The organism is Micromonospora sp. NPDC049060 (assembly GCF_040649055.1).
In the GTDB taxonomy this organism is placed as follows: domain Bacteria; phylum Actinomycetota; class Actinomycetes; order Mycobacteriales; family Micromonosporaceae; genus Micromonospora; species Micromonospora reichwaldensis.
In genome coordinates this window covers 35,023-61,616 of sequence record NZ_JBEZEV010000024.1, presented here as the reverse complement: position 1 = coordinate 61,616, position 26,594 = coordinate 35,023, and the positions used below count along the sequence as shown (strand labels likewise).

Here is a 26,594-nt window from a genome sequence, read left to right as displayed (position 1 = left end):
CTTCACCATGTGTCGCGGTACGTGGCGGAGCCGCGAGCAGCCTCACTGTGAGACCCGAGGCCGAGGGAGTCGCGGCTGGCGTACGGGTGGGCGGCCCAAGGCCATGGACGTGTGCTGCTGGTGGCGGGGGGCCCGGGGTGCCGTGGAAGCCGGCCCGCCGTGCCGTGATGGTCCCCGGCTAGCCAGGTGAGACCGGTGGCCGTACGGGACGCGATCATGGCGCCGTTGTAGGAGTAGTAACGGGTGGAGGTGGTGGTATTCGTGCCGGCGTTGTAACGGATCTCCTGCCCCGGGAGGTACAGGGTCTTGCCTGCCGGATCACGGCGGATTAGACGGTTGCCGTTGGCGTCGTAGACGAAGCTGGTCTGGCCGGTGGAGTCGGTCACGGTATCGAGGTGGCCTTCGAAGTCCCAGGTCAGTGTCTGGGTCCCTGAGGAGCCGCTGGGGCGGGTCAGGGTGTTGCCAGTCTCGTCATAGGTGTAGCTGCCGACCTGGCCGCCGGTGGTGGAGGTCAGACTGTGGGCCTTCGGCGCGCCGTCGGCCGGGTAGTTGTAGGTGGTTGTGGTGTTCCCGACGGCGGTGTGCACGGTTTCCGTGCGCCGGTTGCCGACACTGTCGTAGGTCCACGACCGCCAGTAGGGGGCAGGCCCGCCCAGAGTGGTTGCAGAGCGCGTCGCGGCGCAGTCATCCGACGACGGCGTCCACGCGTGGCTGAGCCGGCGCAGGTGGTCATAGGCGAAGCACTGGGTGTCGTCGGCCGGGTCAGAGGCGACGTCCGCGACCTTGGTGACGTTGCCGGTGTTGTCGTAGCGGTACTGGATGTCGGAGAGGACGTTCGGCGCCGCCGAATCACGGTCGGTGCGGATTCCGGTAAGGCGTCCCGTCTCCAACTCCCGGGTGTACTTCTGGTAGACCCGGCCGCCCGTGCCGGTGTGGAGCTCCACCTGGTCAACCTCGGCCAACGCGTTGTAGTCGGTGTCCGCGACGTACGAGGATTCAACTCCGCCATACAGCGTGCGCAGGCCGCTCTGCAGGCCAAAGCTGTTGTAGTCGAACTGCAGTGCCTCCGCCGGCAAGTCACCATTGGTCGACGGCATCCTCTGCGATGCCACGGAGTTGTCCGCGTTGTAGGTGGTGCCAAAGTGATATGTCTCAGCGAGTCCGGTCTCGGAAGCGGGGATCACGATCTCGCTGCCAGTCGGCTGGTACGTGTCCGAGTAGCCAGTGATCTTCACTTGGTAGACGGCGCCGTCGACGTAGCGGTTCGATTGGGTCAGCTGCCCCTTCGCCAGGGTGTCATAGAACCACAGCGCCCGTGTGGTGCCGCCAATCTGATTCTCGTAGACCGCGCGCTTGCGGTTGAGCGAGTCGTACCCGTACGCCAGCTTCTTGCCACGGGCATCGGTCAGGGTGGTGACCCGGCCACCGTTGTCGTTACACCAGCGTCCTGCTCGACCTGCACTTCACCGTCGCCGAAGCCACCGCCCGGCTCGTCCTGGCCGCCGCAGCCCGCGTCCCCGGCCGCAAGCACCGGACACCCACGAACCGCAGCAACACCCACCGCCCGACGGCCCAAACCGTTGCCAGGAACCAGAATCAGGCGCGAGCCCCACCCAGGGGCTGGCCGCGCCCACGTGACACCCAAACGACACCCAAAGATCAAGGCCGCATAGCCAGATGGCTATGCGGCCTGATCATTGCTGGTGCGCCGCCAGGGACTCGAACCCCGAACCCGCGGATTAAGAGTGCTCTCTCTCGACCAAGCTCAATCGCCCCGGCCTCATCCGTACCAGTCAGGCAGCTTGGCCGATCGTGCTCGTCTTGCGGCTGGTTGGGGTCGCGCTGGGGTCAGGGTAATGCTGGGGTCACTTCGTCCCGAACGCCAGCAGGGCACAGCATCGGCTGTCGGGCGGTGCCGTCTGGTGTCGCTGAGCGTGATCTTCATGCCGGCCAGTGCCGGGGCGTCAGCGACTGGCGGTCGTTTCGCTGCCTTCGTGCTGCCTCTGCCTCGCAACGGCAAAAGGCTCGTGTCGGCTACTACGACCTGCTTGGCTTGTCGGCCGCCATCGCTCGTCAACTGTGCCCGTCGACCGGCTTCACTGTAGGGATGCCACCCTTGAACGACCCACAGTGAGCAACGGGGCCTCTGGCTCTCCCGCCTGCGGCCAGACCCTCCGACATCTTCCTCAGAAGGTTGGACATGTTCCTAAGTGAGGAAGACGGGCCGCACATCCGATACAGACAGAACGGACAGAAGGCTTGGCCGGGACGCAGTCGCCGACTGGAGCAGCAGTAACCAGCTGACCCCGGGCCGCTCACGCATGATCACGGTCACATGCCTTCTGGCCAAAGATGCTTCCATCTTCCTAAGTTAGGAGGATAATCCTTCCAACTTAGGAAGATGTGAGGATGTAGTGGCCGACTGGCTTGAGGGGCTAATCGCAGAACTCCGGAAGTTTGGGGCAGAGGCTACGGGCGTCGAGGTCAAGGCAGCCAGCGGGGGCCTGCCGTCCGCTGCCAAGGAGAGCCTGTCCGCCTTCGCGAACAGCCCGGGTGGAGGCGCGCTCGTTCTAGGCCTAGACGACACCCCTGGCTTCCGCGCGGTCGGCTTGGCTGATCCTCGCAAGATGCTCGCCGACCTTGCGGCTATGTGCCGGGACGACCTTACGCCCCCGCTCCAGCCGGCACTGACCATCGGCGAGGTCGACGGGCAAGCTGTGGTTGTCGCCCAGGTGGCCGAGCTGCCGCGAGAGCAGAAGCCCTGCTACGTAAGCAAGCAAGGATTGCATAGAGGCACTTATATCCGCGTAGGTGATTCTGATCGCCGCCTTACGACAGAAGAGGTCAATCAGCTTCTCGTTGAGCGCGGTCAGCCCACCTTCGATGCCGAACCCGTGCCTGGTGTAACGATCGAGGACCTAGATCATCTGGCAGTGCAGACCTTCGTCACGCGACTGCGCGAACAGAACCCTAGACTCTGGCGCGAAGAGAGCATCGACACAATATTGCGCATGAACCGAGTCCTTGTCCGAGATTCGGAGGGCATGTATCGACCTTCCCTTGCGGGCTTCCTAGCGCTCGGACATTATCCCCAGCAAGTGTTCCCCCAGCTCAACGTTACGTTCGTGCACTACCCAACCACGAGCGGCGAAAGCTCTCCCTCGGGTGTTCGATTTCTTGACAACGTAAGCATCAATGGGTCCATCCCGTACATGGCAAGGGAGGCATTGGCGGTCATCCTCAGAAACATGACCCGCAGATCTCTTATAACCGGAGACGGCCGTCAGGACGTTTGGGAGTACCCGCCGGAAGCCCTGAGAGAAGCCATCGTAAATGCGCTAGTTCACAGAGACCTTTCGCCTGGCTCTAGGGGCACTCAAGTCCAAATCGAACTCTATCCTAATAGACTACGCATTCAGAATGCTGGTGGACTCTTCGGATCCTTGGACATCAACAACTTGGGCGAAGAAGGTAGATCCTCAGCAAGGAACGCCCTCCTCCTCAAACTACTTGAAGACGTCACCGTGCCAGGGGAAGACCGCACCGTATGCGAGAACCGGGGTTCGGGTATTCGCGCAATGATTGCATCTCTTCGTCGCGCCGGCATGGGGCCACCAGTCTTCCGCGACAAGGTAACTTCGTTCGAAGTTATTATGCCGAATCATGCGCTACTCGACGATGATACCGTTCATTGGCTTAGCACTCTTGGGCGCGAAGGAATGCGCGATTCCCAGTGCATCGCACTTGCCTTGATGAAGCGGGGAGAAGTCCTCGATAACGCAAAGTATCGCGCAGTCACCGGCGTGACCGACAGCCGTGTGGCCTACTTCGAACTGCAAGATCTAGTAGCTCGCGAACTAGTGGATCAGACGGGGAGTCGAGGCGGCGCCCGGTACTCCCTCTCGGAGTTCTCTAAGCTAGCGGGAACCACCGAGGCGCGCCGCCGGCCACGGCCGAACCGCCGACGTCAGATCATCGAAGCACTGACCCTTCACGGCATACTCTCCAAGAGCGAGATCGCGGAGATCATCGGCGCGTCCGACAAGACAGCAGAGCACTGGCTTTCCCGGCTGAAACGAGACGGCGAAGTCGAGGCCAGCGGCGGGAAGCATAAGAGCAGGCACACTCGCTACTCGTTGAGCCGAAAAGCCCTAGAACCACAGTTGCCTTTTGCCCAGGTGGAGGACGAACGCCAGTAGGGCATCTCTGGGTGTTGGCCGTTTTCGCCCAATGCGGCCTGAGCGCGCAGTCCCGTCGGCCATCGATTGCTGAGGCTGGCCTGCTTGTCGGCTCGCCTCACGCCCGCTCTAACGGTGGAAGTCAGCTGAGTTGCCTACCGGTCGGATATCTGACTGCGGGGCGTCACGTTTGCGCTGCCCGCAGGTAGTCGGAACCCGGTTGAGAGGATATCATCGCTCAGCATTGTCCGTAGTCGAAGCTTGGAGCGTCATGACGGTCCCTCCCGAGAATGGCGGCGACATCGATGTCGAAATTGCGGATACAGAAGGGCGCCTTGAGCAAGCTCGCTTCTATTTCAAGGTCACAGCGACCTGGTCGCTGCTGAGCGCCATAGGCACTGCGGTACTAGTTGCGGCATTTTTCCTTGACAGCGACACCGCTGCGGGCGCCACTGCACTGCTGATCCTCATCTCGCCCGTGTCGCTCCTCGTCTCGTTGTTTGTCCTCAAGTCGCAGCGCAACAAGCTGTTTGATCTGGATCGTGAATTAAAACGACTTCGCGCCAAGCGTCGCGCTGGTGACCACAATCTGGTTGCCGTGGCGGGATCGCAGTCTCGCCACCAAGCCAGTCGAGCGCGCTACTGGTCCGAGACATGGGAGTACGTCGAGGAGGCACGAAAGGGCGCCTCAAAGAACCGGCGTATCCACAATCTCTTCCAGGCGGTTATCATCTTGGGCTCCATTCTCGTGACGAGCCTAACTAGCGCCATGGCCAGCGCAAACCCACTCGAATGGATCACCATTGTCCTGAGCATTATGGTGACAGCATCTGCTGGATTCAGTAGCTACTTCAAGTTCCGAGAGCGTGGCTTCAACCTGCAACAGACTGCAAATGCGATCGAAAAAGAAAGTAATTCTTTTGACCTGCGAATCCGTGACTATGCGGAGAATGTCGATCACGATGCGGCTATGCGTTTGTACGCGGAACGGATTGAAGACCTGAAGGAGGAGCAGCGAAACCGGGAGTTGCAGCTAGAGCAGTCGCCGGATCGCAACCAGCAAGCGCATCTAGGCGGGCAGACGTCAGGGGCGCCAGCGCTCTAAGCAGCACTTGCGCTGAGCGACGCCTCGCCATCCCGTCTGCCGCCGACCCACACACCGTGGAGCGGGCCAGGGCCAGGGTGACAAGGTGGAGCGCCCTACCGGACGTACGACCTTGTCGCCCTGGCCCTGGTCTGCTCGGCTTGCCTGGGTCGGTGGCTGGCGGGATGGCATCCCACCCCCACCACCCACGACCGCAACCGTTCGGCAACTCCATCCTGGAGTCGTTGCGCCCCCGCCGGAGGCAGCTCTAACCCCAACCCCGCCCCCACCCTCCTCCTACCTCTGCCCCTTCCCCACCTCGGACCCGTGAGCGGCCTGACGGATTCCGTTCGGCAACTCGCCCGATCGGCCGTCGACCGGTCCGCGGTGAAAGTTACGAGGGCTGGAAGCCACGGAAGGTAGAGGCTGTCGCACGGTCCCGGTCAGTCCGGGACTCGTCACCGGGTCCTTTCACGGACCCAGGGGTGACGCGCGGGGCGGGGCGTGGTTTGCGGGCCGGCTGACTTTCCGCCCCGGCGCCGTAGGAGCCGGGGCGGCGGCTCCGTAGGAGCCGGTTGCCGCGCCCCGGCCCGCGCCGCGCGGAGCGCCTTGATCTAGTACAGGCCAATTCGGCAACAGATCACAGGCAGCTCCGAGCCGACCAAGACCAACACGACACCACCCACCGCCCGACACCTTCCAACCGCGGTGGACTGCGCAACCCGATCCGCCCTGGCGTCTGTCCGGCTGAGTGCGCTCGCGCATCGCGATTCGACCAGCCACTCGGGGCGTTGTCCTCGCTCAGCGCACGCCCCTTGGTTGCCTCAACCGATCCCTACCTGGCCGCCTACTCCATCCGCTTTGCGGCTTCCAAGCACTTTGACACCTCTGCCGCTGCTTCCGTCGCCGACAGCGCCCCGGTGTTGAGTGTCAGGTCAGCGTCGATCGGCTCAGTTTCGTCCCACGCTCGTAGGCGGGCTTCCGTGTCGCCGGTGCCGCGAGCCGTGATCCTGGTAGCAGCGACTGGCCGGGGGCACCAGAGGTAGACGACAAGCCAGCGTGCCGCGGGGACAGCGGATTTCACTGCCTCGATTGCCTCCGGCTGGCCCAGGTGCACGACTGGCACGCGACCATCCAGCAGGGCCAGGAGTTGTGGGCGGTCAACGACATAGGTCGCTCCGTAGCGGTGGTTCTCCCAGATGACCTCGCCTGCGACCCGCAATTCTTGGAGGTGCTCCTCGCTGGTCATGCGGTACCCGGCGGTTCTGCCTGGGCCGGCCTTGAGTCGCTGAAACTGCGTGTATCGCTGGTCGAGCTGGCAGAGGGCGCCCGTCACGGTGTCTTTGCCCGCTGCGGGTGGTCCGTAGAAGATGACGCCCTGCACTATGCCTGCTCGTCGCCGGTCAGACTCTTCAGCAGCTCCTTCGCCTGGCTCTGAAGAGGAAGGCTGGACGTGCAGTTGTTGACCAGGACGTGGGGCACTTCTGGCCGGAAGTCGACGTCAATCTTGGTCAGGTACCCAGGCCAGTCGGCCAGCTTCGCAGCGTCTCGTGCCGCGCCGCGTCGCCTGATGTACACGTTCATCGTCTCGACGTCGCAGTACACCCACACGAAGGTCGTCAAGGCATTCATCGCGGCGTAGGCGGCTCGCGTCCGACCGATCCAGGCGGAGTCGTTGAACTCACGGATGAACGGTGCCGTCACGATCGCGCTGTTGCCGCACTCGACGTTCTCGTCCGTTGCGGCCCGCAGAGCTTCGTACTCGCGAGGGCGCACCTTGGTCAGGTAGGTCTCAGACTCGCGGTCGTGCGGGGAATGGCCAACAGCCTCAAGCATCGCCTCGACCACCGGACGTGTGAGGGTGTCCTTATCAAGCATCGGCCACCCGGTCTCGCGGGCCAGGATCCGGCCCAGCTCGGTCTTCCCACTACCGGGGTAGCCACCCACGAAGATGACCCGTGGGACGTGAAGCCGAACCTCGCTCCTGCGCGGTTGATTCGGGGCGCTAACGACCCTCTTAGACCGGGACTTGCTGACCACGAGGCCCTCTTCAGCAAGCAGCTTCATCGCCTCGGTGATCGTGAAGACGCTGACACCCCACTGCTCAGCGAGCTCCCTGGTTGACGGCAGAACGTCGCCGTCGCGCAAAGCACCGGCCTCGATGTCGTTCCGGATGTTGCGTGCGACCTGCTGGTGCAGGGACTCCGTCCGGGCGAGCCGGCTGCGCGGAGGCGTCATCGGTGCTCCCAGCTAGGTAGGCAACAGCTATCCGCGCGTCAGCCTACCAGTGGGCTAACAGATCTCCCCTTGCGTGCCTGCTCAGTGACCCTGCGCGAGAAGTCCTGCCATAACAGTTGACCCGTAGACCTACCAGTTGTTAGGTTACCGGCATCACACAGACCGGATGGCCGGTTAGTCGCGATTGCGAAGGAGAGCGCCATGGCCCTCAGGGGTGGTACTCGGTTCACGGTTCCGTTCGAAGCTGTCTTCCCGCACGGCGCGGTGTTCGTGCCGGACTCGATCGCGGAGGCGCAGGACTTCAACGAGGCGACCCGGCAGCGGACGCCGGCGAAGGACAAGGTCACGGGCCAGCGGGTGTGGCAGTGCCGGGTGATGGACATGGACCCGGAGTTGGGCTCGCGCTCGCGTGAGGTGTCGATCAAGATCCTGTCGAACGTGCAGCCGGTGTCGCCGGTGGGTCCGTTCCAGCAGGTGGAGTTCGAGAACCTGACCGTGACCCCGTACGTCGGCTCCAACGGCCGGCTGGCGTACTCGTTCCGGGCTACCGGGATCGTGGCGCCGAAGACCCTGGCGGAGACGCGCGGGAAGGCCGCCTGATGTTCGGCCGGAAGAAGCGCGATGCGCAGCCGGTGCGCAAGGACCGCGTGATGCGCCTGATCACCCTCGGGATGCGGGAGACCGACGCTGCCGACAGGGACATTGACGGCCCGGAGTTCGACCAGGCCAAGGGTGCGTTCGAGGCAGCGCTTCGTGAGTCGACCTGGGCGGAACGTCAGGCGGCGATCGATGCGCTCCGGAGGCACGGCTACTAGATGTGGCGCGGGGCGGTCTCGGCCCTAGGAAAGCTCGACCGCCCCGCTGCCCCTCTCAACCCTCTCGGCCTGGAAGGGCAGGTTCATCATGCCAACTTCTCTGCTCTGGCACACCACGCCGAAGGCGGTGGCGTGATGCACGCTCCGCTGGTCAACTTCCGCCGCCTACAGGTCGCCGCCCCGTGGCCCCTGGTCTGGACGGTCACGTTCTTCATCCTCCTCGCCCGCCTCGCCGTCCTGCTCGTGCGCGCTGCTGTCGCGGTAATGCGGCACTGGCGGGCCTGGCCGGCTGTCGCCCTGGTCCTGCTCGCCGTCGACGTGCACCGCTCGCACGGCTGGTGGCCTCACCTCCTGGTCCTCATCGTCGTCGCCGCTTCGGCGGGCGTGTGGTGGTGGCGGGCTCGGGAGTCCTTCGAACGCCTGGTGGTGTTGCGGGGGCTGTCGTGGTGGCGTCGGCTGTGGGTGTATCGGCGTCAGTGGCACGAGGTCATGTCGCTGTGTGGGCTGGTGAAGAAGTACGACGGTGGCGAGAAGCTGCCCGAGTTGCTGTCGGTGCGCTGCACGTATGCCACGGATGAGGTCGTGTTGCGGATGCCTCGGGGGCAGAACCCAGAGGCGTACCACAAGGCGGCCCGGGATCTGGCGTACTCGTTCGGCACCCGGCACTGCCGGGTCTTCTCCGGCCGCCGCCAGGCACCCCCGGCCCGCTCCGGCTCTCTCGCCTGGATCCTGCGCCGCATCGACGCCATCCGGTTCCGCGATCGCCCCCGCCACGTGTGGTTGGTGCTGATCCGCCGCGACCCGCTCACCCGCATCGTCAAGCCGCTGCCGGTGCCGGCCCGCCCGGACTTCACCGCCCTGCCCCTCGGCCTGCGGGAAGACCTGGCCGTGTACTGCCTGCGCCTGCTCGCCACACACGTACTCATCGGTGGCGCGACCCGGATGGGCAAGGGCTCCGTGATCTGGTCCCTGCTTCGCGCTCTCGCGGCCGGTATCCGGTCGGGGTTGGTGCGGGTGTGGGCGATCGACCCGAAGGGCGGGATGGAGCTGTCGATCGGTCGGCTGTTGTTCTCCCGCTACGTCGATGACGACTGGAGCCGCATGGCCGACATGCTCGATGACGCCGTCACCAGGATGCGGGCTCGTCAACGGGTGCTGCGGGGCAAGGTGCGGGTGCACACCCCGACCGTCGATGAGCCGCTGATCGTCATCGTCATCGACGAGATCGCCGCACTGCTCGCCTTCCTGCCTGACAGCGACATCCGCCAGCGCATCACCCAAGCCCTGGGCCTCCTACTCACCCAGGGAGCGGGCCTCGGTGTCCTGGTCGTGGCCGCGACCCAGGACCCCCGCAAGGAAGTCGTCTCCGTCCGCGACTTCTTCCCCACCCGCATCGCCCTCGGCGTCACCGAACGCGGCCACGTTGACCTGCTCCTGGGCGACGGCGCCCGCGACCGTGGAGCACTCGCTGACCAAATCCCGCTGTCGGCAAAGGGTGTCGCGTACGTCCTGCTTGACGGTCAGCCCGAACCGGCGCGGGTTCGCTTCTCGTACATCTCCGATGACCTGATCCGGGAGATGGCCGCGACGTTCCCCGCACCTGCCGAGGTCCAGCCCGAACCCGCCGACACCCCGGCTCCGGCTGCGGTCAAGGCGGCCCGGTCGAACGGCAACGGCCGGCACACCTACCGGCCCACCCCGCCGAAGCAGGCCGCTCCGCTGCTGCCGCCGTCGCTGCTTCACGCCCTGGACCTCGACGCCACCCCGAACGGAGGCGACCCCCGATGACCACCGAGCTGCCCGAGAGCACCCCCGCCCGGATGCCCTACGCCGACGAACCCGACACCCAGGAGCAGGAGCCGCGGCGCTTCTACCGGCTGCGTGCACCGCACGTCGACAAGGCCTCGGTGCCGGTGACCGTCCGCGTCACTCCCGACGCTGACTTGTACGTGGCCGTTGGTGCCGGCCGCCGCCGCATGTACCTCACCCCCAACGAGGCGTGGGCGCTGTGGCGCTGCCTGTCCGAGGCGGTCGCTTCCACCGGTGAGCCGCCGGAGTGGATCCGCGTGCACGTCACTCCCACCCACCGCTGACCTTCCCCACACCCGTACCTCAACGAGGAGTCCTGTGATGGCTGCCCGTCGCCTCACCCTGCGCCCGATCCGCCGTACCTGCCTCGACCTCAACCACACCGACCCCGACCAGGACTGCCCCTACTGCACCGACACGCACGCCGCCGCGATCCTCGACGCCGCTCTCGCCCGGCACGCCGAGATCGCCGCCGAAGACGCCGAAGCCTGGGGATGGGCCGCATGACCGCCCGCCGCCTGCACCCGTTCGCTCAGCCCGTCGCCGTCTTCGCCGTCACCTCCGCCGGCCTGCTGCACCTGGTCATCAACCCCGAGGACTGCTCCCTGTGCCGCCAGCGCGGCGAGGTCCAGATCTGGAACCCCGAGATCCGCGACCCCCTCACCCACGAACGCACCCCACCCGCACACCGCATGTGGAAGATCCCCTGCCCCGTCTGCCACCCCGCCGACTTCACCACCTGGGAGGCCCCGCAATGACCTACCAACTCTGGTCCTGGCTCCTGATGACCGTCGGCGTCACCGGCCTCTACCTCGCCGGCAAACGCTCCTGGACCGGATGGGCTGTCGGCCTCGCCGGGCAGGTGCTGTGGCTGGCGTACTCCCTCGTGACCGAGCAGTGGGGCTTCCTGGCCTCCTGCTTCGTCTACGGCGCGGTCTACGTCCGCAACCTGCGCGCCTGGCTCCGCCCGGCTACTGCCCCCGTGACGGTCGGCGAGGTTGCCAACAATCCCTCGCCGACCGTTGCCCCCGTCCGGGTCGCCCACCCGCCCGTGGTGCGGGAGTCGCCGCTGCGGGAGCACTCAGGGCCAGTGCGCTGCCTCACCTCGTACTGCACCCGGCCTGCGACGCACTGGCACGACGGTGCGCCCTGGTGCGAGCCCTGCGCCTGGAACGCGATCGAGGAAGAGGGCCGCAGCTGCGCCCCGGTTCCCGGCTCGTCGGCGGACTTCGCCGCCTACTACCTGCACCGCGACATGAACCCCGCCCCGCGCGTCGCTGGGGAGGTCCGCTGATGCGCCGCTTCGTCAACTCCGACCGCCTTGAAGGCGTCGCCCTGGTCGTGATCCTCCTCGCCGTCGGCGGCATGGCCGGTGCCGCGTCGTTCACCCACGTCAAGGACTGGACGATGATCCACGCCCCCGCCGGCACCCACGAGTGGTTCGGCTGGTCCAACGCCGTCATCTCCGAACTCACCCCCGCCGCCGCCCTGCTGGTCATCCGCCGCCGACGCCGCCTCGACCCGGACGCCTCGGTGTTCTACCCGCTGTCAATCCTCGTCGGCGCGGTCGCCCTGTCCCTGGCCGCGCAGATCGCCGTTGCCAACGACAGCTTCTCGTCACGGCTGCTGTCGTCGGTGCCAGCGCTGGCATTCCTCGCCCTGTCCAAGCTCGTCCTCACCGCCCCTGGTGCTCGCCCGGCCCGAGAGTCCGGCCCGGCCAAGCCCAAGCCCGAACCGGTGCCGGTGGCCGTCGAGGAACCCGCCGACCTGGAACCGGTCGATCTGCCCACCGATCCGGCACCCGTCTACGTCCCGCCAGTACCCCCGCCCGCCGTCGCCCAGGCCCCGGCTTCGGCCACACCGGTCCGCTCCGCGCTCATCTCGTCCGTCGTCCAGGCCCCCCGCAACGGTCAGGTCTTCACCTCGGAGGTTGTCCGATGACCCGCACCCAACTCGCCCGCCGCAACCTCGCCGACCCCACCGTCATCGCCCGCCGCGTCGTCGGCACCCCCGCCGAGGTCGCCGCCACCGTCGCCCTCGTCCGCGACTCCGGCCGCCTCGTCTCCATGACCAAGCCCCGCCAGATGCCCGGCGACTCCCGCGTCACGGTCACCGTGCGGTTCATCGACAACCACGGCCCCGCCCCCGCTGCGGTCCGCCGGCTGCGCCGGGGTCACGTCGTCGCCGCTGTCGCCGTTCCTGCCGTGGGTGCTCTCGCCGCTGCCGGCTACCTCGCCTCGCAGCTCGTCGACGCCGTCCGCTCCGCGGTGCCGCTCATCGCGGGCGTCGTCCTGGTCCTCATCGTCGTCGCGGCGCTGCTGCGTCGTTCCGGTCGCTGCTGCCCCGGACTGCACTGCCCCGGCTGCGGCCACTGACCGCGATGACTGCTGGTTGGCCCACCTACTGCGCGCGCTGCCGTAGGTGGGCCACCGCCCTCATCGAATCCGGCCACCCCGGCACCGGCCGCTACCGCGCCGAAACCGCCTGCACCCGCCACCAGCAAGCCGCCCACCGCTGGGCCAGCCGCCTCGGTCCGACCCGCACCACCCCGATCGATGACACCCAACCCGCCCTGTTCGAGCTACCGGAGGTGGCCCCTTGACCGCCCCGACCCTGCCCGGCCTCACCCCCGCCCTTATCGAGCCGACCCGGGCCGCGGCTGCCCCGCCGGCACCCGGATCGCGTGCTGCTCGCCTCGCTCTGCCCATGTCCCGACAGGTGTTGAAGGAGATGGCCGCGGAGTACGGCGTGTGCCTGCGCCCGGTCACCCTGCGCCGCACCGACCTGCACACCGGTCAGACCGAGGTCATCGACCTGCCCTGCGGCAGCACCCGTGAAGACAAGTGCTCCCCGTGTGCGAAGCGTGCCCGCCGGCTGCGGCAGACCCAGATCCGCGAGGGCTGGCACCGCACTGACGAACCCAACACGGCCGGCGCCAACCCCGCCACCGAGGAACAGCGCGAACTCGTGCTGCTGCGGGCACACCTGGAGTTCGCCCGCGACGAAGCACAGCGCTCTGCCCAGTTCGACCAGGTGCCCGGCATTGACGCTGCGATCGCCGAGGTAGAGGAAGCCATCGCCGCCGAGGGCCTACGCGGACAGGTCGCCCCATCCCACGATGAAGACGACTCCGACAACGGGCGGCGCAAGCGGTCCACCAAACGGCGCCAGGACGCCCCGGACCTGCCCCGCAAGAAGGTCGAGCCGCGCACGGTCGGCAAGGTCTACACCGCCCCCGACGGCACCCAGCACCGCCCGTCCATGTGGCTGTCGCTCACCCTCGACACGTACGGCCGCGTCCTACCCGACGGCACACCCGCCGACCCCGGCTCGTACGACTACCGGCGCGCCGCCTGGGACGCCGTGCACTTCGCCCGACTCCTCGACCGGTTCTGGCAAAACCTCAGGCGGTGCGTCGGCTGGAACGTCCAATACGCCGGCTGCGTCGAACCCCAACGGCGCCTCGCCCCGCACGCGCACTTCGCCATCCGCGGCACCATCCCCCGCGCCCTGCTGCGCCAGGTCGCCGCCGCCACTTACCACCAAGTCTGGTGGCCGCCCGCCAACGAACTCGTCTACTCCCTCGATCGGCTGCCCGTGTGGGACAACAACGCCGACGCCTGGGTAGACCCCGACACCCGACAGCCGCTCACCGCGTGGGCTGACGCCCTGGACCTGCTCGACGCCGACCCCGACGCGCAGCCTGTGCACGTCGTCCGCTTCGGCCGGCAGGTTCACGCCGAGGGCGTCACCCCGGGCACGGTGCACGCTGACCGCACCATCGGCTACATCACGAAGTACATCACCAAGAGCGCCGCCGACTGCCACAAGACCGACACCGACCGGCAGCGTAACCACCTCGACCGGCTCTGGCACCAACTCCGCATCACACCCTGCAACGAACGCTGCGCCAACTGGCTGCTCTACGGCATCCAGCCGAAGAAGGCCCACGGCCGCCTGCAAGCCGGGCGTTGCAAGGGCAAGGTGCACCAGCGGGCCACCCTCGGCATCGGCGGGCGACGCATCCTCGTCTCCCGCGACTGGTCCGGCAAGACCCTCGCCGACCACCGCGCCGACGCCCGCGCCTGGGTCCGCAAACTCCTCGGCGTCACCACCGGCGCCGACGACGCCGACCCCGTCGACCAGAACGACGCACCCGCCTACGCCTGGGAGCTCGCCCGCCCCGATGACCCCGACATCCCACCCCTGCAACACCGACTGCTCCGGGCGCTGTCCCAACGCGCCCAATGGAAAGCCGCCCTCCTCGCCGCCAGAGACAAGGCGACACAGGACGGCGCTTCCGACGGCTCTGCAAACCCTGATGCTGCCCTGGTTAACGGGAGGAACTGAGAATGGACAGCTCAACGAACGCCGGCAAGTGGCTCACCATCGACCAGGTGGCGGAGATGTTGAACGTCTCGTACTGGACGGTCTATCGGCTGGTCAAAGCGCGCGAGATCACGGGCGTTCGGATCGGTCGCGCTCGTCGCGTGCTGCCCGAGTCGGTGGAGGCGTACAAGGCCCGGCTGATCGAGGAGGCTGCCTGATGCCTCGGGGCACGGAACCGGCCCGACGCGGTGCTCGCCGCAAGGTCAACGGTGAGGGCAACATCCGCCAGCGCAAGGACGGGCGCTGGGAAGGCCGCGCTTGGGTATTCACCAGCGATGGCCGCGAGATCCGCCGAAGCGTCTACGGCAGCTCCTGGGAGGAGGTACACGAGAAGCTGACCGGGTTGAAGGCCAAGGCTCAGGCGGGAATCCGGGTTGCTGGGTCCATCCAGTCCGTGGCGGACTTCATGGCCTACTGGCAGCGAGAGGTCCTCCAGGATCGGGTCCGCCCCAGCACGTTGCGCACCTACGAATGGCTGTCGCGCTGTTACGTCGTCCCGCTGATCGGGAGCCAGCGTTTGGGAAAGCTCCAACCGCCAACGATCCGCACGTTCCTCAACCGGGCCAAGAGCACCTGCCAGTGCTGTGCGCAGGGCAAGGACGCGGCCCGACGGGCAGCCGGGAAAGAAGCTCGCTGCTGCGCGAAGCACCCGCGCCAATGCTGCGAGTCCTACCCTTCCGACGGCACGATCCGCCACCTACACCGGATGGTCCGGGCGGCGCTTCAGGATGCCGTGGTCGACGGACTCATCGCCGAGAACCCGGCACGCAACCTGCGCCTCGCACACCGGTACCGTCCGCGCTTCACACCGCTGACCGGCGAGGAAGCCAAGCTGCTGCTCAAGGCTGCGCGGTCGGATCGCCTGTACGCCCTCTACGCGGTGGCGCTGGCCCTCGGCCTTCGCCGCGGTGAAGCGCTCGCCCTGCGCTGGCAGGACGTGGACCTGGTCGACGGCGTTCTCTTCGTTCGTCAGTCGCTGCAACGTCTGAACGGTCGGCTCGTGTTCGGACCGGTGAAGTCCGACGAGTCGGAGCGGGTGATCGGGCTTCCACCGCCGTGCCTGGCCGCACTTCGACAGCACAAGCTCATGCAAGAGGCGGAGCGAAAGAGCATGGGCGACAGGTGGCAGGACTTCGGCCTGATCTTCACCACCGGCATCGGAACGCCAATCGAGCCGCGCAACCTCAACCGGCACTTCGTCCGGCTCCTCGACGGCGCCGGGCTACGTCGAGTGCGCTTCCATGACCTGCGTCACTCGTGCGCGACGCTGCTCTACGAGCAGGGCGTACCGATCGAGAAGATCCAAGACGTCTTGGGGCACAGCTCCCCGACGATCACCAAACTGATCTACGTCGAGGTCACGCGACAGGCCCAGCGGTCGACCACAGACAAGCTGGGTTATCTGTTCGAGGCCTAACGTAGGGGTCACCAAAAGGGGTCAGGGCCGGTCTCAATGACCGGCCCTGAGAGTGTTACTGCTGGTGCGCCGCCAGGGACTCGAACCCCGAACCCGCGGATTAAGAGTCCGCTGCTCTGCCAGTTGAGCTAGCGGCGCTCGTTGGCAACGGGGAGAACACTAGCATGCCTCCTGAGCGGGGTTCCAATCCGATCCCCGGCTCCCCCCTTCGGCCGAGCTTAACGGACATCTGGTCCCAAAACCTCCCACCGGCCGATGACAGGGGGCGGACAAACGGCGACCATGCGGCACGATGTGCGCCAGGTACGCGAGAACAGAGGTGGGGATGGGCATGTTCGCGCGGGCCGGGGCGATGGTGGGCGCCCTCGGCCTGGTGGCGTCGCTGGCTCTGACGGGCTGCGGCACGGAGCAGAAGAAGAAGGCGGAGTTCGTCGACGGCACCGCGCCGGCCACGTCGGCAGCGCCGGATGCGTCGGGTAAGCCGGCGGAGCCCGGCACCCCGGCCGCGCCGAGCGGGCCGCCGCTGACGGTGAGCCCGGCCGACGGGGGGAAGAACCGGCCGGTCAGCTCCGAGATCAGCGCCGAGGTGCCCGGCGGCGGGAAGGTGTCCAGCGTCACGCTGGCCGCCGCCAACGGAAGCCAGGTCGAGGGGCGCCTGCGCGCCGACGGCTCGTCCTGGGTGCCGTCGAAGCCGCTGAAGTACGGCACCCGTTACACGGCCACGGTCACCGCCACCGGCTCCGACGGGACCACCAGCCAGGGCAAGAGCACCTTCACGACGATGGCGAAGCCCAAGTCGGTGATCAGCTCCGGCCTCTACCTCTTCGACGACAAGACCTACGGCGTGGCGATGCCGGTGGTCACCGAGTTCCACCCGGGAATTCCGAAGAAGGACCGGGCGGCGGTGCAGAAGCGCATGTTCGTGCAGACCGATCCGCCGCAGCCGGGCGCCTGGCACTGGGTGGAGAACGGCACCCAGGCCTACTACCGCGCGCCGGAGTACTGGAAGGCCGGCACCACGCTCACCGTCCGGATCGCCCTGGCCGGCATCCCGCTGAGCAACGGCCGCTACGGCAACGTCGACCGTGCGGCGACCGCCAAGATCGGCCGGGCGTTCGAGATGCAGGTGGACAACGCCACCAAGAAGATGACGGTGTACGAGGACGGCCAGGTGGTCCGCACCCTGCCGGTGAGCCTGGGCAAGAAGAAGACCCCCTCCTCCAGCGGCACGATGGTCGTGATGGAGAAGAAGGAGTCCACGGTCTTCGACACCCGCGACGACCCGGACCCGGCGAACCGCTACGTGACGGAGATCGACTTCGCCCAGCGGCTCACCTGGGGCGGCGAGTACATCCACGCGGCGCCCTGGTCGGAGCACGTGCAGGGCCGGCAGAACGTCTCGCACGGCTGCGTCAACGTCTCCATGGCGAACGCCCGCTGGCTGTTCGGGAAGACCAAGGTGGGCGACCCGATCACCATCAAGGGCACCGAGCGCAAGCTGGCACCGGGCAACGGCTGGACGGCGTGGAGCCAGAGCTGGTCCGAGTTCGTCAAGGGCAGCGCCGTGCCGGTGTCGGAGGCCGGCGAGGGATCGCCCTTCTGAGGCACACCCACCGACGATCCGGCGACCGGCCCGCACCCGCGGGCCGGTCGCCGTCTTCATGGCCCTGCCGCGAGCCGTCCGGGCCCGCGACGCCGGCGACACCCGGGAGCCCGCGCTGCCGGCACGTACGGCGGGTCGGAGAGGCGAGCGAGCCTCGGCAAAGCCCCGGATCTTATCAACATCCGGACATCTCGTACGGCGTGTTTCGGTTCACCTTGCGGAACGGGTACCTGCCCGTGTGCGTCAGTGAGGGACGATGGGCAACCGGGGACCACGACTGTGAGGGAATCATGCGAGCTGTCCAGGACCAGCTGATCCGGCACGGGGACGACCGGCGGGGTCGACGACGCCGTGGGCTCGCGGCGGCGGTGCTCGCCGTGACGCTCGTGCTGGCCTCCGCCTGCACCGACGGCGGCGGGGGCAAGCCGTCGGGCGGCTGGCAGAACGGCGACGACCAGCCCGCCGCGCCGAAGGCGGCGGCCACCATCGTCGAGCCCAAGGCCGACGCGAAGGACGTGCCCGCGTCCACCGGCATCACCTTCACGGCGACGGAGGCGGAGCAGACCAGCGTCGAGCTGAAGGACTCCGCCGGTGGGGCCGTCGAGGGCGAGCTGGCGGCCGACGGCAAGAGTTGGCTGCCCGCCGGCGCGCTGAAGTACGGCGAGACGTACACCGCGACGGTGACCGCGACCGGCGACGACGGCCGACCGGCGACGGCGACCAGCACCTTCACCACCATGGCGAAGCCCGGCAAGCAGGTCCGGATCAGCAGCTTCCTGGGTGACGACCAGGTCGTCGGCGTCGGCATGCCGCTGATCGTGAAGTTCAGCCGGGCCGTCCCGGAGGACTACCGCGACGACGTGCAGAGCCGGATGACTGTCACCTCCGTACCGGCGCAGGAGGGCATCTGGCACTGGGTCAGCCCGACCGAGATCCGCTACCGCCCGAAGGAGTTCTGGAAGGCGAACAGCACGGTCTCCTACCGCGTCCAGGCCGGGGGCCTGCCGCTGGGCGGCGGCTGGTACGGCCGGGCGGACCTCAGCGTCGGCATCAAGGTCGGCCCGGCGGTGGTCATGACGGTGGACAACAGGACCAAGCGGATGACCGTCACGAAGGACGGCTCTGTGATCAAGACCATCCCGGTCAGCCTCGGCAAGAAGAGCACCCCGTCCTCCAGCGGCACGATGGTGGTCATCGAGAAGCTGCGCAAGACGGTCTTCGACACCTTCGAGGAGCTGGGCCCCGAGGAGGGCTACCGCACCAAGATCGACTACGCCCAGCGGCTGACCTGGGGCGGCGAGTTCATCCACGCGGCGCCCTGGTCGGAGGGGCAGCAGGGCCGGGTGAACGTCTCGCACGGCTGCGTGAACGTCTCGATGGCCAACGGCGCCTGGCTCTTCGCCAACACCCGCGTCGGCGACCCGATCACCGTCAAGGGCACGGAACGCAAGCTCCAGAACGGCAACGGCTGGACCGACTGGAACATGAGCTGGGAGCAGTACGTCAAGGGCAGCGCCCTGCCGTACGAGCCGCCGACCGAGGCCGCCCCGGAGGAGAGCGGCGAGCCCACGGTCACCCCGACCACCTGAGCCGGAAACGCCGAAGGCCCCCTCCGCGAGGAGGGGGCCTTCGGTCACCGGGTGACTGATGGGAATTGAACCCACGACAACCGGGACCACAACCCGGTGCTCTGCCAACTGAGCTACAGCCACCATGCCGTTCACACCCGATGGATCCACGCCCGGTCGATCGCCCCGGGCGGGGTGCGGACCAATAATAGCCCCACCCCCGCCCGCCGCGTCCAGCGGGTTCCGCCGGGCCGGATCAGAGCTCGGCCGCGATCGCCTTGGCGGTCTCCACGTCCGGCCCGGGCAGGGGCACGAAGAGGGTCCGCCGGTAGTACTCCAGCTCCCGGATGCTCTCCCGGATGTCGGCCAGGGCCCGGTGTGCGAGCCCCTTCTGGGGCTGGCCGAAGTACACCCGCGGGTACCAGCGGCGGCACAGCTCCTTGATCGACGACACGTCGATCATCCGGTAGTGCAGGTGGGCGTCGAGGCGGGGCATGTCCCGGGTGATGAAGCCCCGGTCGGTGGCGATCGAGTTGCCGCACAGCGGGGCCGTACGCGGATCCTTCACGTGGCTGGCCACGTAGTCCAGGACCATGTCCTCGGCCTCGGCGAGGGTCACCGTGGAGCGCCGGACCTCCTCGGTCAGCCCCGACTTGGCGTGCATCGTCGTTACGATCTCGGGCATCGCCTCCAGCGCCGCCTCGTCAGCGTGGATCACCACGTCGACGCCGTCCCCGAGCACGTTGAGGTCGGGATCCGTGACGAGCGCGGCGACCTCGATCAGCTTGTCCCTGCCGAGGTCCAACCCGGTCATCTCACAGTCGATCCAGACGAGAAGATCAGCCACCGGGACAGCCTACGCGCAGCCCACCCGGCCGCGCGCCCGCGCACCGGGGCGCGCGGTGACCGCTAGGGTTTCCTCCGTGCCAGCCGAACCCGCCGCACCGCCCGCCGTCACCGACGACGATCCCGGTGGCCGTACGGTCCGTCGGCTCGTCACCCTGCTGGCACTGGCCGCCGTGCTGCCGGCGCTCTACCTACCCGGCACGGTGCACGACTTCTTCGACCTGAAGATCTACATGCGGGCGATGGACTGGTGGGCGGCCGGGAACCCGCTCTACGACTACGTGCAGCCCGACCGGGTGCAGGGCGAGCTCTACTTCACCTACCCGCCGTTCAGCGCGCTGCTGCTGCGCCCGTTCGCGCTGCTGCCGCTGGGCGCCACCGTGGCGATCTTCACGGTCCTGACGGGCCTGGCGGTGGTGGTCACGACCCGGTGGCTGCTCGCGCCGGTGATCGCCCGGCACGGTCTGCCCCGTGTGTTCAGCCTCACCGTGGCGGTCCTGCTGGTGCTGGCCGTCGAGAGCACCCGCGAGACGATCACCTTCGGTCAGATCAACATGCTGCTGGTCGTGCTGATCCTGGCGGACCTGCTCTTCGCCGTACCCCGGGCGAGCCGGTGGGCCGGCGTGGGCGTCGGGCTGGCGACGGCGCTCAAGCTCTTCCCGGGCATCTTCATCGTCTACCTGCTGGCCACCCGCCGGTGGCGGGCGGCGGCGGTGGCGAGCGCGACGGCCGCCGCCGCGACCCTGCTCGCCGCCGCGGTCGCGCCGCGCGACTCGTGGCGGTTCTGGACCCACGAGCTCTGGGCGACCGACCGGGTCGGCCGCACCGACTACACCGGCAACCAGTCGCTGTTCGGCCTGCTCAGCCGCATCACCGCACCGGAGAAGCCCCACCAACTGCTCTGGCTGCTGCTGGTGGCGGCCATCGCCGGGTACGGGCTGTGGCGCGCCGCGCGGGCCGCCCGCGCCGGGGACACGCTCACCGGCCTCGCCCTGACCGGACTGGTCGGCTCGCTGGTCAGCCCCATCACCTGGACCCACCACATCTACTGGTTCATCCCGGCGGTGGTCGTGCTGACGGACGCGGCGCTGAGCGCCGACGCCACGACCGGCGAGGGCGCCCGTCGGCGACGTCTGCTGGCGGCGCTCGCCGTCGGCACCTCCGCCCTCATCGTGTACGGGGTGGTGACCTTCCACGACTGGGGCATCGCCCCGGTGCGTACGGACTCGCCGGGCGAGTTCCTGGTGCGCAACACGTACGTGCTGCTGAGCCTGCTGCTGCTGGTGACCCTGCCGGTGCGGCGGGAGGGCCGCAGGTCGCGGGAAATGGACAGTCTTCCCAAGTAGCGCCCTTCATGGCTAATCTGGCTGTTACTACCTCAGACGTCTCTCGGGTAGCACCGATCCCCCGGTGAGGGCGGCCCTCCGCGTCGGCAGCGCGGAGGGCCGCCCGCCGTCCGGGCCCCCGCCCACGGTGGGATGCCGGCGCGTGGCGAAGGCCGGACGTGGGTCAGCGCGGATCGTCGGGCGACTGCCGGCCGGCATCGGAAGCGCCATCGCCGGAAGCGCCATCGTCAGGAGTGCCAGCGCCGGGAGTGCCAGCGTCGGAAGCGGCGGCGTCGAGAGCGGCGGGGCGGCGGCGGTCCGCTGCGGCGACCGGGTCGGCCGTCTCCTCGGGGGCGGCGGGCGGCCAGGCCAGGGTGAGGTTCACCTCGGGCGGCCGGAGCGCCGGGTCGCCTCCGGCGAGGTCGGCGAGCGTCGCGGGGCGGCGGGCGGGCACCGGCCCGATCGCCGGTCGGGCCCCCGTGGGGGCGGCACCGACCGAGGCGAGCTGACGCCCGGCGACGCGCGACCGGTCGCTGTCCCGGGTCGGCTGCGCGCCGAGGCCGGCGAGCGAGGTCACCCCGAGGCGGCCGGCGAGCACCGGCACCTGGTCCGGCTCGACCACGAAGACCACCTCGCGGGGCCGCACCGGGCGAAGCAGGAGCAGGGCCAGCGCCACCGCCAGCACCCCGCCGGCCAGCAGCCCGGCGGTCGTCGGAGCGGTCCAGCCGGCGCGCAGCCCCGCGCGCAGTTCCAGGCTCAGGTCGGCCCGCCCGTCGGGACGCATCACCACCAGGCTCAGCCGCCGGTCGGCCAGCTCCGCCGGGGTCCACTCCAGCGCGCCGATCCCCTCGCGTACCCAGAAGGGCTGGTTGATCGGCGCGACCGACGGCGCGGGGCCGGCGGACGGCGCGGGACCGGCGGGCTGCAACCGGACCGGCAGCGGCCCCCGGGCCAGCGCCACCCGGCGCACCTCGGCATGCGCAACCGGCTCGAGCCAGCGCCGCACCTCGTCGGCGGGTGCCAGCCCGACGAAGGCCGGGCCGTCGGGCGTGCGCGCGTCCAGCCGGAGCCGGGCCTGCCCGGCGCGGGTGAACGGCGCCTCGGCCCGCAGCAGCTCGTCGACGTCCCGGACGACCATCGCGTGACCCGGGGTCTGCACGGTCTCGAACCGGGCGCTGAATGCGCCACCCGGGTCGGCCTGCCGGGCGAGCAGCGTGAGCGCCCCACCGGCGAGCAGCGCCGTGATCCCGACCGTCAGCAGCAGCATGGCGGCGAGCACCCGCACGATCCGCATTCGCCTCGTCCCCCTCCGTAGCCGGATACCCGGCCGACCTTACCGACGTGGGGCGAACCAGCAGCGGATATCCACGGCACGGGGCCAGGTTGCAGCCGGCCCGCCGGATGATCCGACGGGCCGGCGGGCGGTATGACCGCGTCACTCCTGCGACGTCGGTGCCCGCCGCGTACGCGAGAACGCGAGCCCGCCGAGCAGCAGGCCACCCACGCCGGCGACCAGGCCGGCGACCGCGAGCCCGGTGGCCACGTCGTCGCTCCCGGCGTCGTCATCGTCGTCGCCGGCGGCCTGCGGCGCGGCGGTGCCGGTGGGGGCGGTCGACGGCGCGGCCGCCGTGAGGGTGAGCACCGGGGCGGGGTTCTCCGGCTCCTCGCCGCCGGGGAGCGGCTCCTCGATCCACCGCTGCACGTTGCCGTCGGAGTAGGTCTGCAAGGTCTTGAAGACCATCGTCTCGACCTGCGGCAGCGGACCCATCGACACCGGGAACTCCTGGAACTGGCCGGGCTTGACCGCCGCGCTCCCGGTGGCCGTCCAGGTGAGCTTGGAGACGACCTCGCTGAGCTGGCTGCCGTGCACCTCGACCGGCGGGTCCACCTTGCGCTTCTCCACCGCCACCGTCCAGCCGGGCACCGGCATGGTCGACACGGAGCCGATGGGCGCGTTCTCCGGCAGCACGACCTCCAGCTTCGTGGTGGAGGCCGTGTCGCTCTCGTTCGGCACCCGGAAGGCGAACCGGCTGTAGCCGCCCTGGGTCGCCTCCTGCGGGTTGACCGTGACGTGGGCCGAGGCGGGCGCCGCGAAGCCGAGGACGGCGGTGGCGACGGCGCCGAGCGCCAGGGCGGCGGCGCTTGCGGTACGCCGGTGACGGATCATGGTGCGAGCCTTCCTGTTACCTGATCGGCACGGTGGTGGTCACCGTGGCCTGGTCGATGTCCGAGGTGCGGGCCGTGATGCGCAACTGCCACTCCCCCGCAGCCGGGAAGTTGATCTCGCCGGTGGCGTGGTTGTCGGTCAGCGGCAGCAGCGGGACCTGGATCGCTTCGATCCCCGCCGCCGGCAGGGCGACCGTGGCCCGCCACTCCACCACCGGCTGGGGCCGGTTGTCCTTCGTGTACGCGTAGAAGTGCACGGTGTTGTTGCCCCGCTCGGCCGGGTCCAGCTCGATCTGGAGGTCGTAGTTCGGGCTGGACAGCGTCGTGGAGAAGAAGCGTCCCGGCGCGCCGGCCACGTCGGCGCCGGCGGTGCGGGCCGGGGTGGTCTGCACCAGGACGGCGGACAGGCCGAGGACCACGGCCGTGATCGCCAGCTCCGCCCAGACCGCCCGCCGCATCGACGTCGGCCGGCCGGCCGCGGTGCGCCGGCGCACCAGCTGCCGGGAGTACGCGGCCACCGCGATCACCAGCGCGAAGAGCCCGATCTTGCCCAGCACCAGCCGGCCGTAGGTGGTGTCGATCAGCGCGCGGGGGGTGGCCACCTCGATCAGCGCCTGGACGGTGCCGGCGAGCAGCAGCGCCGAGACGGCCAGCGCCGCCCAGCGCGACCAGATCGGCAGGATCGCGCCCAGCTCCCGCTCGTCGGCCCGGGTCAGCAGGAAGACGGCGAGCATCACCAGCCCGCCCATCCAGACCGCCATGCCGCCCAGGTGGACGGCGTCGACGACCACGGAGACCGCCGGGGCGGGCGAGGCCGCCGGGTGCCCGGCCAGCGGCCAGGTCACCAGCGCCGCCGCCCCGAGCACGCCGAGGATGACCAGATCGCTCCGCTCGACCGGCCCCGCCATCAGGGGTCGGAGCAGGAACGCCGCCGCGGCCAACAGGCCCAGCCGGACCAGGTGCGCGGCGCCGAAGGAGCTGCCCAGCACGTCGCTGAGCCCCTCGCCGGTGACGTCGAACACGCCGCCGCCGGCGGTGTAGGGCACCTGGAGCAGGAGGTTCGCCACCGTGGAGACCGCCAGCAGGCCGAGCCCGGCCCAGGCCAGGCGGGCCGGTCCGCGCCGGGGCAGCCGCCGGGGCCAGAGGGCGGCGAGCACCAGCGTCGGTCCGACGAGCAGCAGCAGGCCGGCGTAGCCGGCGTACTTGGCGACCTTGACCGCGTTGCCGACGACCGGGTCGGCCCGGCTGTCGTCCCCGCTGTCGACCGGGGGCGTCGAGGGCGCGCCGACGGAGTAGGTGAACGCGCCCGACACGGGGTGGCTGTCGGAGGAGATGACCCGGTAGCTGACCAGGTAGGTGCCGCGCGCCCCGGCGGGGTCGACCGGCACGGTGACCACGGTGCCCTCGAAGGTCGGTTCGCCGCGGTCGGCGCGGGAGCCGTCCGGTGCGATCACCCGGATCTTGCCGGACACCTTGCGGACGGGCTCGCTGAACGTGAGTACGACCTCCGCCGGCGCGTTCGACACCACGGCCGAGGCGATGGGGCTGCTGCTCACCAGCACCGCGTGGGCGCTGGCGGGGCCGGCGGGGGCGATCAGCAGGGCGACGACGGTGACCAGCAGGCCGGCGACGGCGAGCAGCCGGGCGACCGGGCGGCGGATGGCGACACTCATGCCGGCAATGCTCTCGAATCCGACCGGTCCGGCGCGACTCCGACCATGCCCCGCGCCGCCGGGACCGGCCCGCCCGGGGCGACTTCGAGGATGCCCCGCGCCGCCGGGACCGGGCGGGCCGGCCCGCCCGGGGTGACGTCAGCCATGACGGGCCAGGAGTGCGGTCGACGGCCGGCGGTCCGGCTCGTCGCTGACCCGTCCCAGCGCCCACAGCAGCCCCGCCTGCACCACGGCGGCCAGGTGCCCGACCTCGTGCACCAGCGCGGTCGTCGAGTTGGCGATGTCCACCGCGCTGGTGCCGGCCAGGCAGACCGCCAGCACCAGCGCCACCGGCACGAACGCCCGGGCCCGCTCGGGTCGCCACGCGGCCAGCGCGAACCCGACGGCCAGCGCCACGTCGAAGGAGGCCATCTCGCGGCTCGTGTGCGGATCGACTGTCACGCCCAGCCCGGCCAGCAGGACGGGCAGGGCGATCGCCAACTGTGCGACCGCGGCCACCGCGACCGCCACCCGCAGCACCTGACGGCGGGCCGCCCTGGCCGCCGCCCGGGTGCGTCCGGCCGCCAGCGAATCGGCGGCGACCGCCGCCAGCACCGACGCGGTCAGGTCGGGCACCGCCACCGCCTGCACCCGGACCAGCCGGGTGACCTGCTCGGCGCGGGTCAGCCAGGCCCGGCAGCCGGGGCAGCTCTCCGCGTGCGCGTCCAGCACCGCCGGCGCCGCCAGCGGGTCCTCGCCGTCCAGCCGCGCCGACAGCGCCGCGCGTACGTCGTCGCATGTCATGTGGGGATAGTCGTGCGACGCACCGGTTTAGTTCCCGGGGTGGCGCAGGCCATGGAAGGGTCGAAGGACCCTCCCCGGCCCGGCCACGCCGCGTAACCTGGACTGTCGTGATCCCCGCCCCGCGCGAGACCCCCGCCGCCAGTCCGACCGGTGACGCGGGCGTCGCTGCGCGGGAGTCGGCGACCGAGTGGGCGCTGGCCGCCCGCGACGGGGACCCCGTCGCCCAGGCCGCCTTCGTCCGGCTGACCCAGGCCGAGGTGTGGCGCTTCACCGCCGCGCTCGTCGATCCGGACAGCGCCGACGACCTGACCCAGGACACCTACCTGCGGGCGTTCCGGGCGCTGCCGGCGTTCGAGGGCCGCTCCAGCGCGCGCACCTGGCTGCTGGGCATCGCCCGCCGGGCCTGCGCCGACCACCTGCGCACCGTCGTGCGTCGCCGCCGGCTCGGCGAGCGGCTCGCCGCCGACGCCTGGACCGACCGGCCGCACCCGGACCCCGCCGGCCAGCTCGGCGCCGCCGATCTGGTCCGCCGGCTGCCCGCCGAGCGCCGCGCGGCGTTCGTGCTCACCCAACTGCTCGGCCTGTCGTACGCCGAGGCCGCCGCCGTGGAGGGGGTGCCCGTGGGCACCATCCGCTCGCGGGTGGCCCGGGCCCGCAACGACCTCGTCGAGGCGGTCGGCGACGCCCTCGCCGGATGACC

25 protein-coding genes, 2 tRNA genes and 1 pseudogene are annotated in these 26,594 nt (G+C 69.4%); 18 read left to right on the top strand and 10 right to left on the bottom strand.

The features are described from left to right. Positions 1–2 precede the first annotated feature (2 nt). Positions 3–1,235 (bottom strand): hypothetical protein, encoded by a 1,233-nt coding sequence (locus tag AB0B83_RS12710; RefSeq protein WP_357578278.1) that lies wholly within the window; start codon positions 1,233–1,235, stop codon positions 3–5. Between the two features lie 1,179 nt (positions 1,236–2,414). Here AB0B83_RS12710 and AB0B83_RS12705 point away from each other — a divergent pair. Next, positions 2,415–4,199 carry an ATP-binding protein gene (locus AB0B83_RS12705; RefSeq protein WP_357578277.1) on the top strand — a complete coding sequence of 595 codons (1,785 nt, stop codon included), beginning with the start codon at positions 2,415–2,417 and terminating at the stop codon, positions 4,197–4,199. Positions 4,200–4,449: 250 nt separating this feature from the next. Beyond that, positions 4,450–5,283, top strand: a complete 834-nt coding sequence (locus AB0B83_RS12700; protein WP_357578276.1) for a DUF4231 domain-containing protein — start codon at positions 4,450–4,452, stop codon at positions 5,281–5,283. 826 nt (positions 5,284–6,109) lie between these two features. Here the strand turns inward: AB0B83_RS12700 and AB0B83_RS12695 are convergent. Together AB0B83_RS12695 and AB0B83_RS12690 are read right to left on the bottom strand one after the other, a co-directional pair. Further along, a complete protein-coding gene (locus tag AB0B83_RS12695) occupies positions 6,110–6,646 on the bottom strand; it encodes a kinase (RefSeq protein ID WP_357578275.1) in 537 nt (178 codons plus the stop codon). After that, positions 6,646–7,500 carry a GntR family transcriptional regulator gene (locus AB0B83_RS12690; protein ID WP_357578274.1) on the bottom strand — a complete coding sequence of 285 codons (855 nt, stop codon included), beginning with the start codon at positions 7,498–7,500 and terminating at the stop codon, positions 6,646–6,648. Before AB0B83_RS12690 ends, AB0B83_RS12695 begins: the two co-directional genes overlap by 1 nt. 201 nt (positions 7,501–7,701) lie before the next feature. Here AB0B83_RS12690 and AB0B83_RS12685 point away from each other — a divergent pair, with 201 nt between their 5' ends. The 12 genes from AB0B83_RS12685 to AB0B83_RS12630 all read left to right on the top strand — a co-directional run bounded on the left by AB0B83_RS12685 (position 7,702) and on the right by AB0B83_RS12630 (position 15,930). Continuing rightward, positions 7,702–8,100, top strand: a complete 399-nt coding sequence (locus AB0B83_RS12685; protein WP_357578273.1) for a transcriptional regulator — start codon at positions 7,702–7,704, stop codon at positions 8,098–8,100. Beyond that, complete coding sequence (locus AB0B83_RS12680) at positions 8,100–8,315, top strand: hypothetical protein (RefSeq protein ID WP_132238517.1); 216 nt, start codon at positions 8,100–8,102, stop codon at positions 8,313–8,315. Before AB0B83_RS12685 ends, AB0B83_RS12680 begins: the two co-directional genes overlap by 1 nt. Before the next feature lie 135 nt (positions 8,316–8,450). Continuing rightward, complete coding sequence (locus tag AB0B83_RS12675) at positions 8,451–10,103, top strand: FtsK/SpoIIIE domain-containing protein (protein ID WP_357578272.1); 1,653 nt, start codon at positions 8,451–8,453, stop codon at positions 10,101–10,103. Then, complete coding sequence (locus tag AB0B83_RS12670; protein WP_357578271.1) at positions 10,100–10,408, top strand: spread protein; 309 nt, start codon at positions 10,100–10,102, stop codon at positions 10,406–10,408. Before AB0B83_RS12675 ends, AB0B83_RS12670 begins: the two co-directional genes overlap by 4 nt. A 37-nt stretch (positions 10,409–10,445) precedes the next feature. Next, on the top strand, positions 10,446–10,631 hold the full coding sequence (locus AB0B83_RS12665) for a hypothetical protein (protein ID WP_327030972.1): 186 nt from the start codon (positions 10,446–10,448) through the stop codon (positions 10,629–10,631). Then, positions 10,628–10,882 carry a hypothetical protein gene (locus AB0B83_RS12660; protein ID WP_357578270.1) on the top strand — a complete coding sequence of 85 codons (255 nt, stop codon included), beginning with the start codon at positions 10,628–10,630 and terminating at the stop codon, positions 10,880–10,882. The genes AB0B83_RS12665 and AB0B83_RS12660 overlap by 4 nt, the downstream gene beginning before the upstream one ends. After that, positions 10,879–11,418 carry a hypothetical protein gene (locus AB0B83_RS12655; protein WP_357578269.1) on the top strand — a complete coding sequence of 180 codons (540 nt, stop codon included), beginning with the start codon at positions 10,879–10,881 and terminating at the stop codon, positions 11,416–11,418. The genes AB0B83_RS12660 and AB0B83_RS12655 overlap by 4 nt, the downstream gene beginning before the upstream one ends. Next, entirely contained in the window at positions 11,418–12,065 is a 648-nt protein-coding gene (locus AB0B83_RS12650; RefSeq protein WP_357578268.1) for a hypothetical protein, read from the top strand. Before AB0B83_RS12655 ends, AB0B83_RS12650 begins: the two co-directional genes overlap by 1 nt. Continuing rightward, the gene (locus tag AB0B83_RS12645; RefSeq protein WP_357578267.1) at positions 12,062–12,499 is read left to right on the top strand and encodes a hypothetical protein; all 438 of its coding nucleotides are present in this window, start codon (positions 12,062–12,064) and stop codon (positions 12,497–12,499) included. The genes AB0B83_RS12650 and AB0B83_RS12645 overlap by 4 nt, the downstream gene beginning before the upstream one ends. A gap of 223 nt (positions 12,500–12,722) precedes the next feature. Further along, entirely contained in the window at positions 12,723–14,474 is a 1,752-nt protein-coding gene (locus AB0B83_RS12640) for a replication initiator (protein WP_357578266.1), read from the top strand. A 2-nt stretch (positions 14,475–14,476) separates the two neighbouring features. Continuing rightward, positions 14,477–14,671: a helix-turn-helix domain-containing protein gene (locus tag AB0B83_RS12635; protein WP_357578265.1), complete on the top strand. Its 195-nt coding sequence runs from the start codon at positions 14,477–14,479 to the stop codon at positions 14,669–14,671. After that, positions 14,671–15,930 carry a tyrosine-type recombinase/integrase gene (locus AB0B83_RS12630; RefSeq protein WP_357578264.1) on the top strand — a complete coding sequence of 420 codons (1,260 nt, stop codon included), beginning with the start codon at positions 14,671–14,673 and terminating at the stop codon, positions 15,928–15,930. The genes AB0B83_RS12635 and AB0B83_RS12630 overlap by 1 nt, the downstream gene beginning before the upstream one ends. 62 nt (positions 15,931–15,992) lie before the next feature. On the opposite strand, the gene AB0B83_RS12625 is transcribed toward AB0B83_RS12630, so the two are convergent. After that, positions 15,993–16,068, bottom strand: a tRNA-Lys gene (locus AB0B83_RS12625). 187 nt (positions 16,069–16,255) lie between these two features. Here AB0B83_RS12625 and AB0B83_RS12620 point away from each other — a divergent pair. Together AB0B83_RS12620 and AB0B83_RS12615 are read left to right on the top strand one after the other, a co-directional pair. Then, positions 16,256–17,533 carry an Ig-like domain-containing protein gene (locus tag AB0B83_RS12620; RefSeq protein WP_357578291.1) on the top strand — a complete coding sequence of 426 codons (1,278 nt, stop codon included), beginning with the start codon at positions 16,256–16,258 and terminating at the stop codon, positions 17,531–17,533. 290 nt (positions 17,534–17,823) lie between these two features. Continuing rightward, a complete protein-coding gene (locus AB0B83_RS12615) occupies positions 17,824–19,122 on the top strand; it encodes an Ig-like domain-containing protein (RefSeq protein ID WP_357578263.1) in 1,299 nt (432 codons plus the stop codon). Between the two features lie 50 nt (positions 19,123–19,172). Here AB0B83_RS12615 and AB0B83_RS12610 read toward each other — a convergent pair. Both AB0B83_RS12610 and orn read right to left on the bottom strand, forming a co-directional pair. Continuing rightward, a tRNA-His gene (locus AB0B83_RS12610) sits at positions 19,173–19,245 on the bottom strand. 112 nt (positions 19,246–19,357) lie between these two features. Further along, complete coding sequence (gene orn / locus AB0B83_RS12605) at positions 19,358–19,948, bottom strand: oligoribonuclease (protein WP_357578262.1); 591 nt, start codon at positions 19,946–19,948, stop codon at positions 19,358–19,360. 76 nt (positions 19,949–20,024) lie between these two features. Between orn and AB0B83_RS12600 the strand changes: the two genes are divergently transcribed. Then, positions 20,025–21,293, top strand: a complete 1,269-nt coding sequence (locus AB0B83_RS12600; RefSeq protein ID WP_357578261.1) for a glycosyltransferase family 87 protein — start codon at positions 20,025–20,027, stop codon at positions 21,291–21,293. A 466-nt stretch (positions 21,294–21,759) separates the two neighbouring features. On the opposite strand, the pseudogene AB0B83_RS12595 reads toward AB0B83_RS12600, so the two are convergent. The 4 genes and pseudogenes from AB0B83_RS12595 to AB0B83_RS12580 all read right to left on the bottom strand — a co-directional run. Further along, a pseudogene (locus AB0B83_RS12595) lies at positions 21,760–22,038 on the bottom strand (hypothetical protein); the annotation flags it as partial. Between the two features lie 669 nt (positions 22,039–22,707). Continuing rightward, positions 22,708–23,439: a YcnI family protein gene (locus AB0B83_RS12590; RefSeq protein WP_357578260.1), complete on the bottom strand. Its 732-nt coding sequence runs from the start codon at positions 23,437–23,439 to the stop codon at positions 22,708–22,710. 16 nt (positions 23,440–23,455) lie between these two features. Continuing rightward, on the bottom strand, positions 23,456–25,120 hold the full coding sequence (locus tag AB0B83_RS12585) for a copper resistance protein CopC (RefSeq protein ID WP_357578290.1): 1,665 nt from the start codon (positions 25,118–25,120) through the stop codon (positions 23,456–23,458). A 129-nt stretch (positions 25,121–25,249) separates the two neighbouring features. After that, a complete protein-coding gene (locus AB0B83_RS12580; RefSeq protein ID WP_357578259.1) occupies positions 25,250–25,894 on the bottom strand; it encodes a zf-HC2 domain-containing protein in 645 nt (214 codons plus the stop codon). A gap of 107 nt (positions 25,895–26,001) precedes the next feature. Here AB0B83_RS12580 and AB0B83_RS12575 point away from each other — a divergent pair, with 107 nt between their 5' ends. Continuing rightward, entirely contained in the window at positions 26,002–26,592 is a 591-nt protein-coding gene (locus AB0B83_RS12575; RefSeq protein WP_357578258.1) for a sigma-70 family RNA polymerase sigma factor, read from the top strand. The last annotated feature ends 2 nt before the right edge of the window (positions 26,593–26,594 follow it).

Bases quoted from the DNA above. Each gene is read 5' to 3' on its own strand.
- AB0B83_RS12700 (WP_357578276.1), top strand. From the start codon at position 4,450: ATGACGGTCCCTCCCGAGAATGGCGGCGACATCGATGTCGAAATTGCG.
- AB0B83_RS12650 (WP_357578268.1), top strand. From the start codon at position 11,418: ATGCGCCGCTTCGTCAACTCCGACCGCCTTGAAGGCGTCGCCCTGGTC.
- AB0B83_RS12635 (WP_357578265.1), top strand. From the start codon at position 14,477: ATGGACAGCTCAACGAACGCCGGCAAGTGGCTCACCATCGACCAGGTG.
- AB0B83_RS12580 (WP_357578259.1), bottom strand. From the start codon at position 25,894: ATGACATGCGACGACGTACGCGCGGCGCTGTCGGCGCGGCTGGACGGC.
- AB0B83_RS12615 (WP_357578263.1), top strand. From the start codon at position 17,824: ATGCGAGCTGTCCAGGACCAGCTGATCCGGCACGGGGACGACCGGCGG.
- AB0B83_RS12685 (WP_357578273.1), top strand. From the start codon at position 7,702: ATGGCCCTCAGGGGTGGTACTCGGTTCACGGTTCCGTTCGAAGCTGTC.
- AB0B83_RS12665 (WP_327030972.1), top strand. From the start codon at position 10,446: ATGGCTGCCCGTCGCCTCACCCTGCGCCCGATCCGCCGTACCTGCCTC.
- AB0B83_RS12675 (WP_357578272.1), top strand. From the start codon at position 8,451: ATGCACGCTCCGCTGGTCAACTTCCGCCGCCTACAGGTCGCCGCCCCG.
- AB0B83_RS12655 (WP_357578269.1), top strand. From the start codon at position 10,879: ATGACCTACCAACTCTGGTCCTGGCTCCTGATGACCGTCGGCGTCACC.
- AB0B83_RS12670 (WP_357578271.1), top strand. From the start codon at position 10,100: ATGACCACCGAGCTGCCCGAGAGCACCCCCGCCCGGATGCCCTACGCC.
- AB0B83_RS12590 (WP_357578260.1), bottom strand. From the start codon at position 23,439: ATGATCCGTCACCGGCGTACCGCAAGCGCCGCCGCCCTGGCGCTCGGC.
- AB0B83_RS12620 (WP_357578291.1), top strand. From the start codon at position 16,256: ATGGGCATGTTCGCGCGGGCCGGGGCGATGGTGGGCGCCCTCGGCCTG.
- AB0B83_RS12680 (WP_132238517.1), top strand. From the start codon at position 8,100: ATGTTCGGCCGGAAGAAGCGCGATGCGCAGCCGGTGCGCAAGGACCGC.
- AB0B83_RS12630 (WP_357578264.1), top strand. From the start codon at position 14,671: ATGCCTCGGGGCACGGAACCGGCCCGACGCGGTGCTCGCCGCAAGGTC.
- AB0B83_RS12690 (WP_357578274.1), bottom strand. From the start codon at position 7,500: ATGACGCCTCCGCGCAGCCGGCTCGCCCGGACGGAGTCCCTGCACCAG.
- AB0B83_RS12660 (WP_357578270.1), top strand. From the start codon at position 10,628: ATGACCGCCCGCCGCCTGCACCCGTTCGCTCAGCCCGTCGCCGTCTTC.
- AB0B83_RS12645 (WP_357578267.1), top strand. From the start codon at position 12,062: ATGACCCGCACCCAACTCGCCCGCCGCAACCTCGCCGACCCCACCGTC.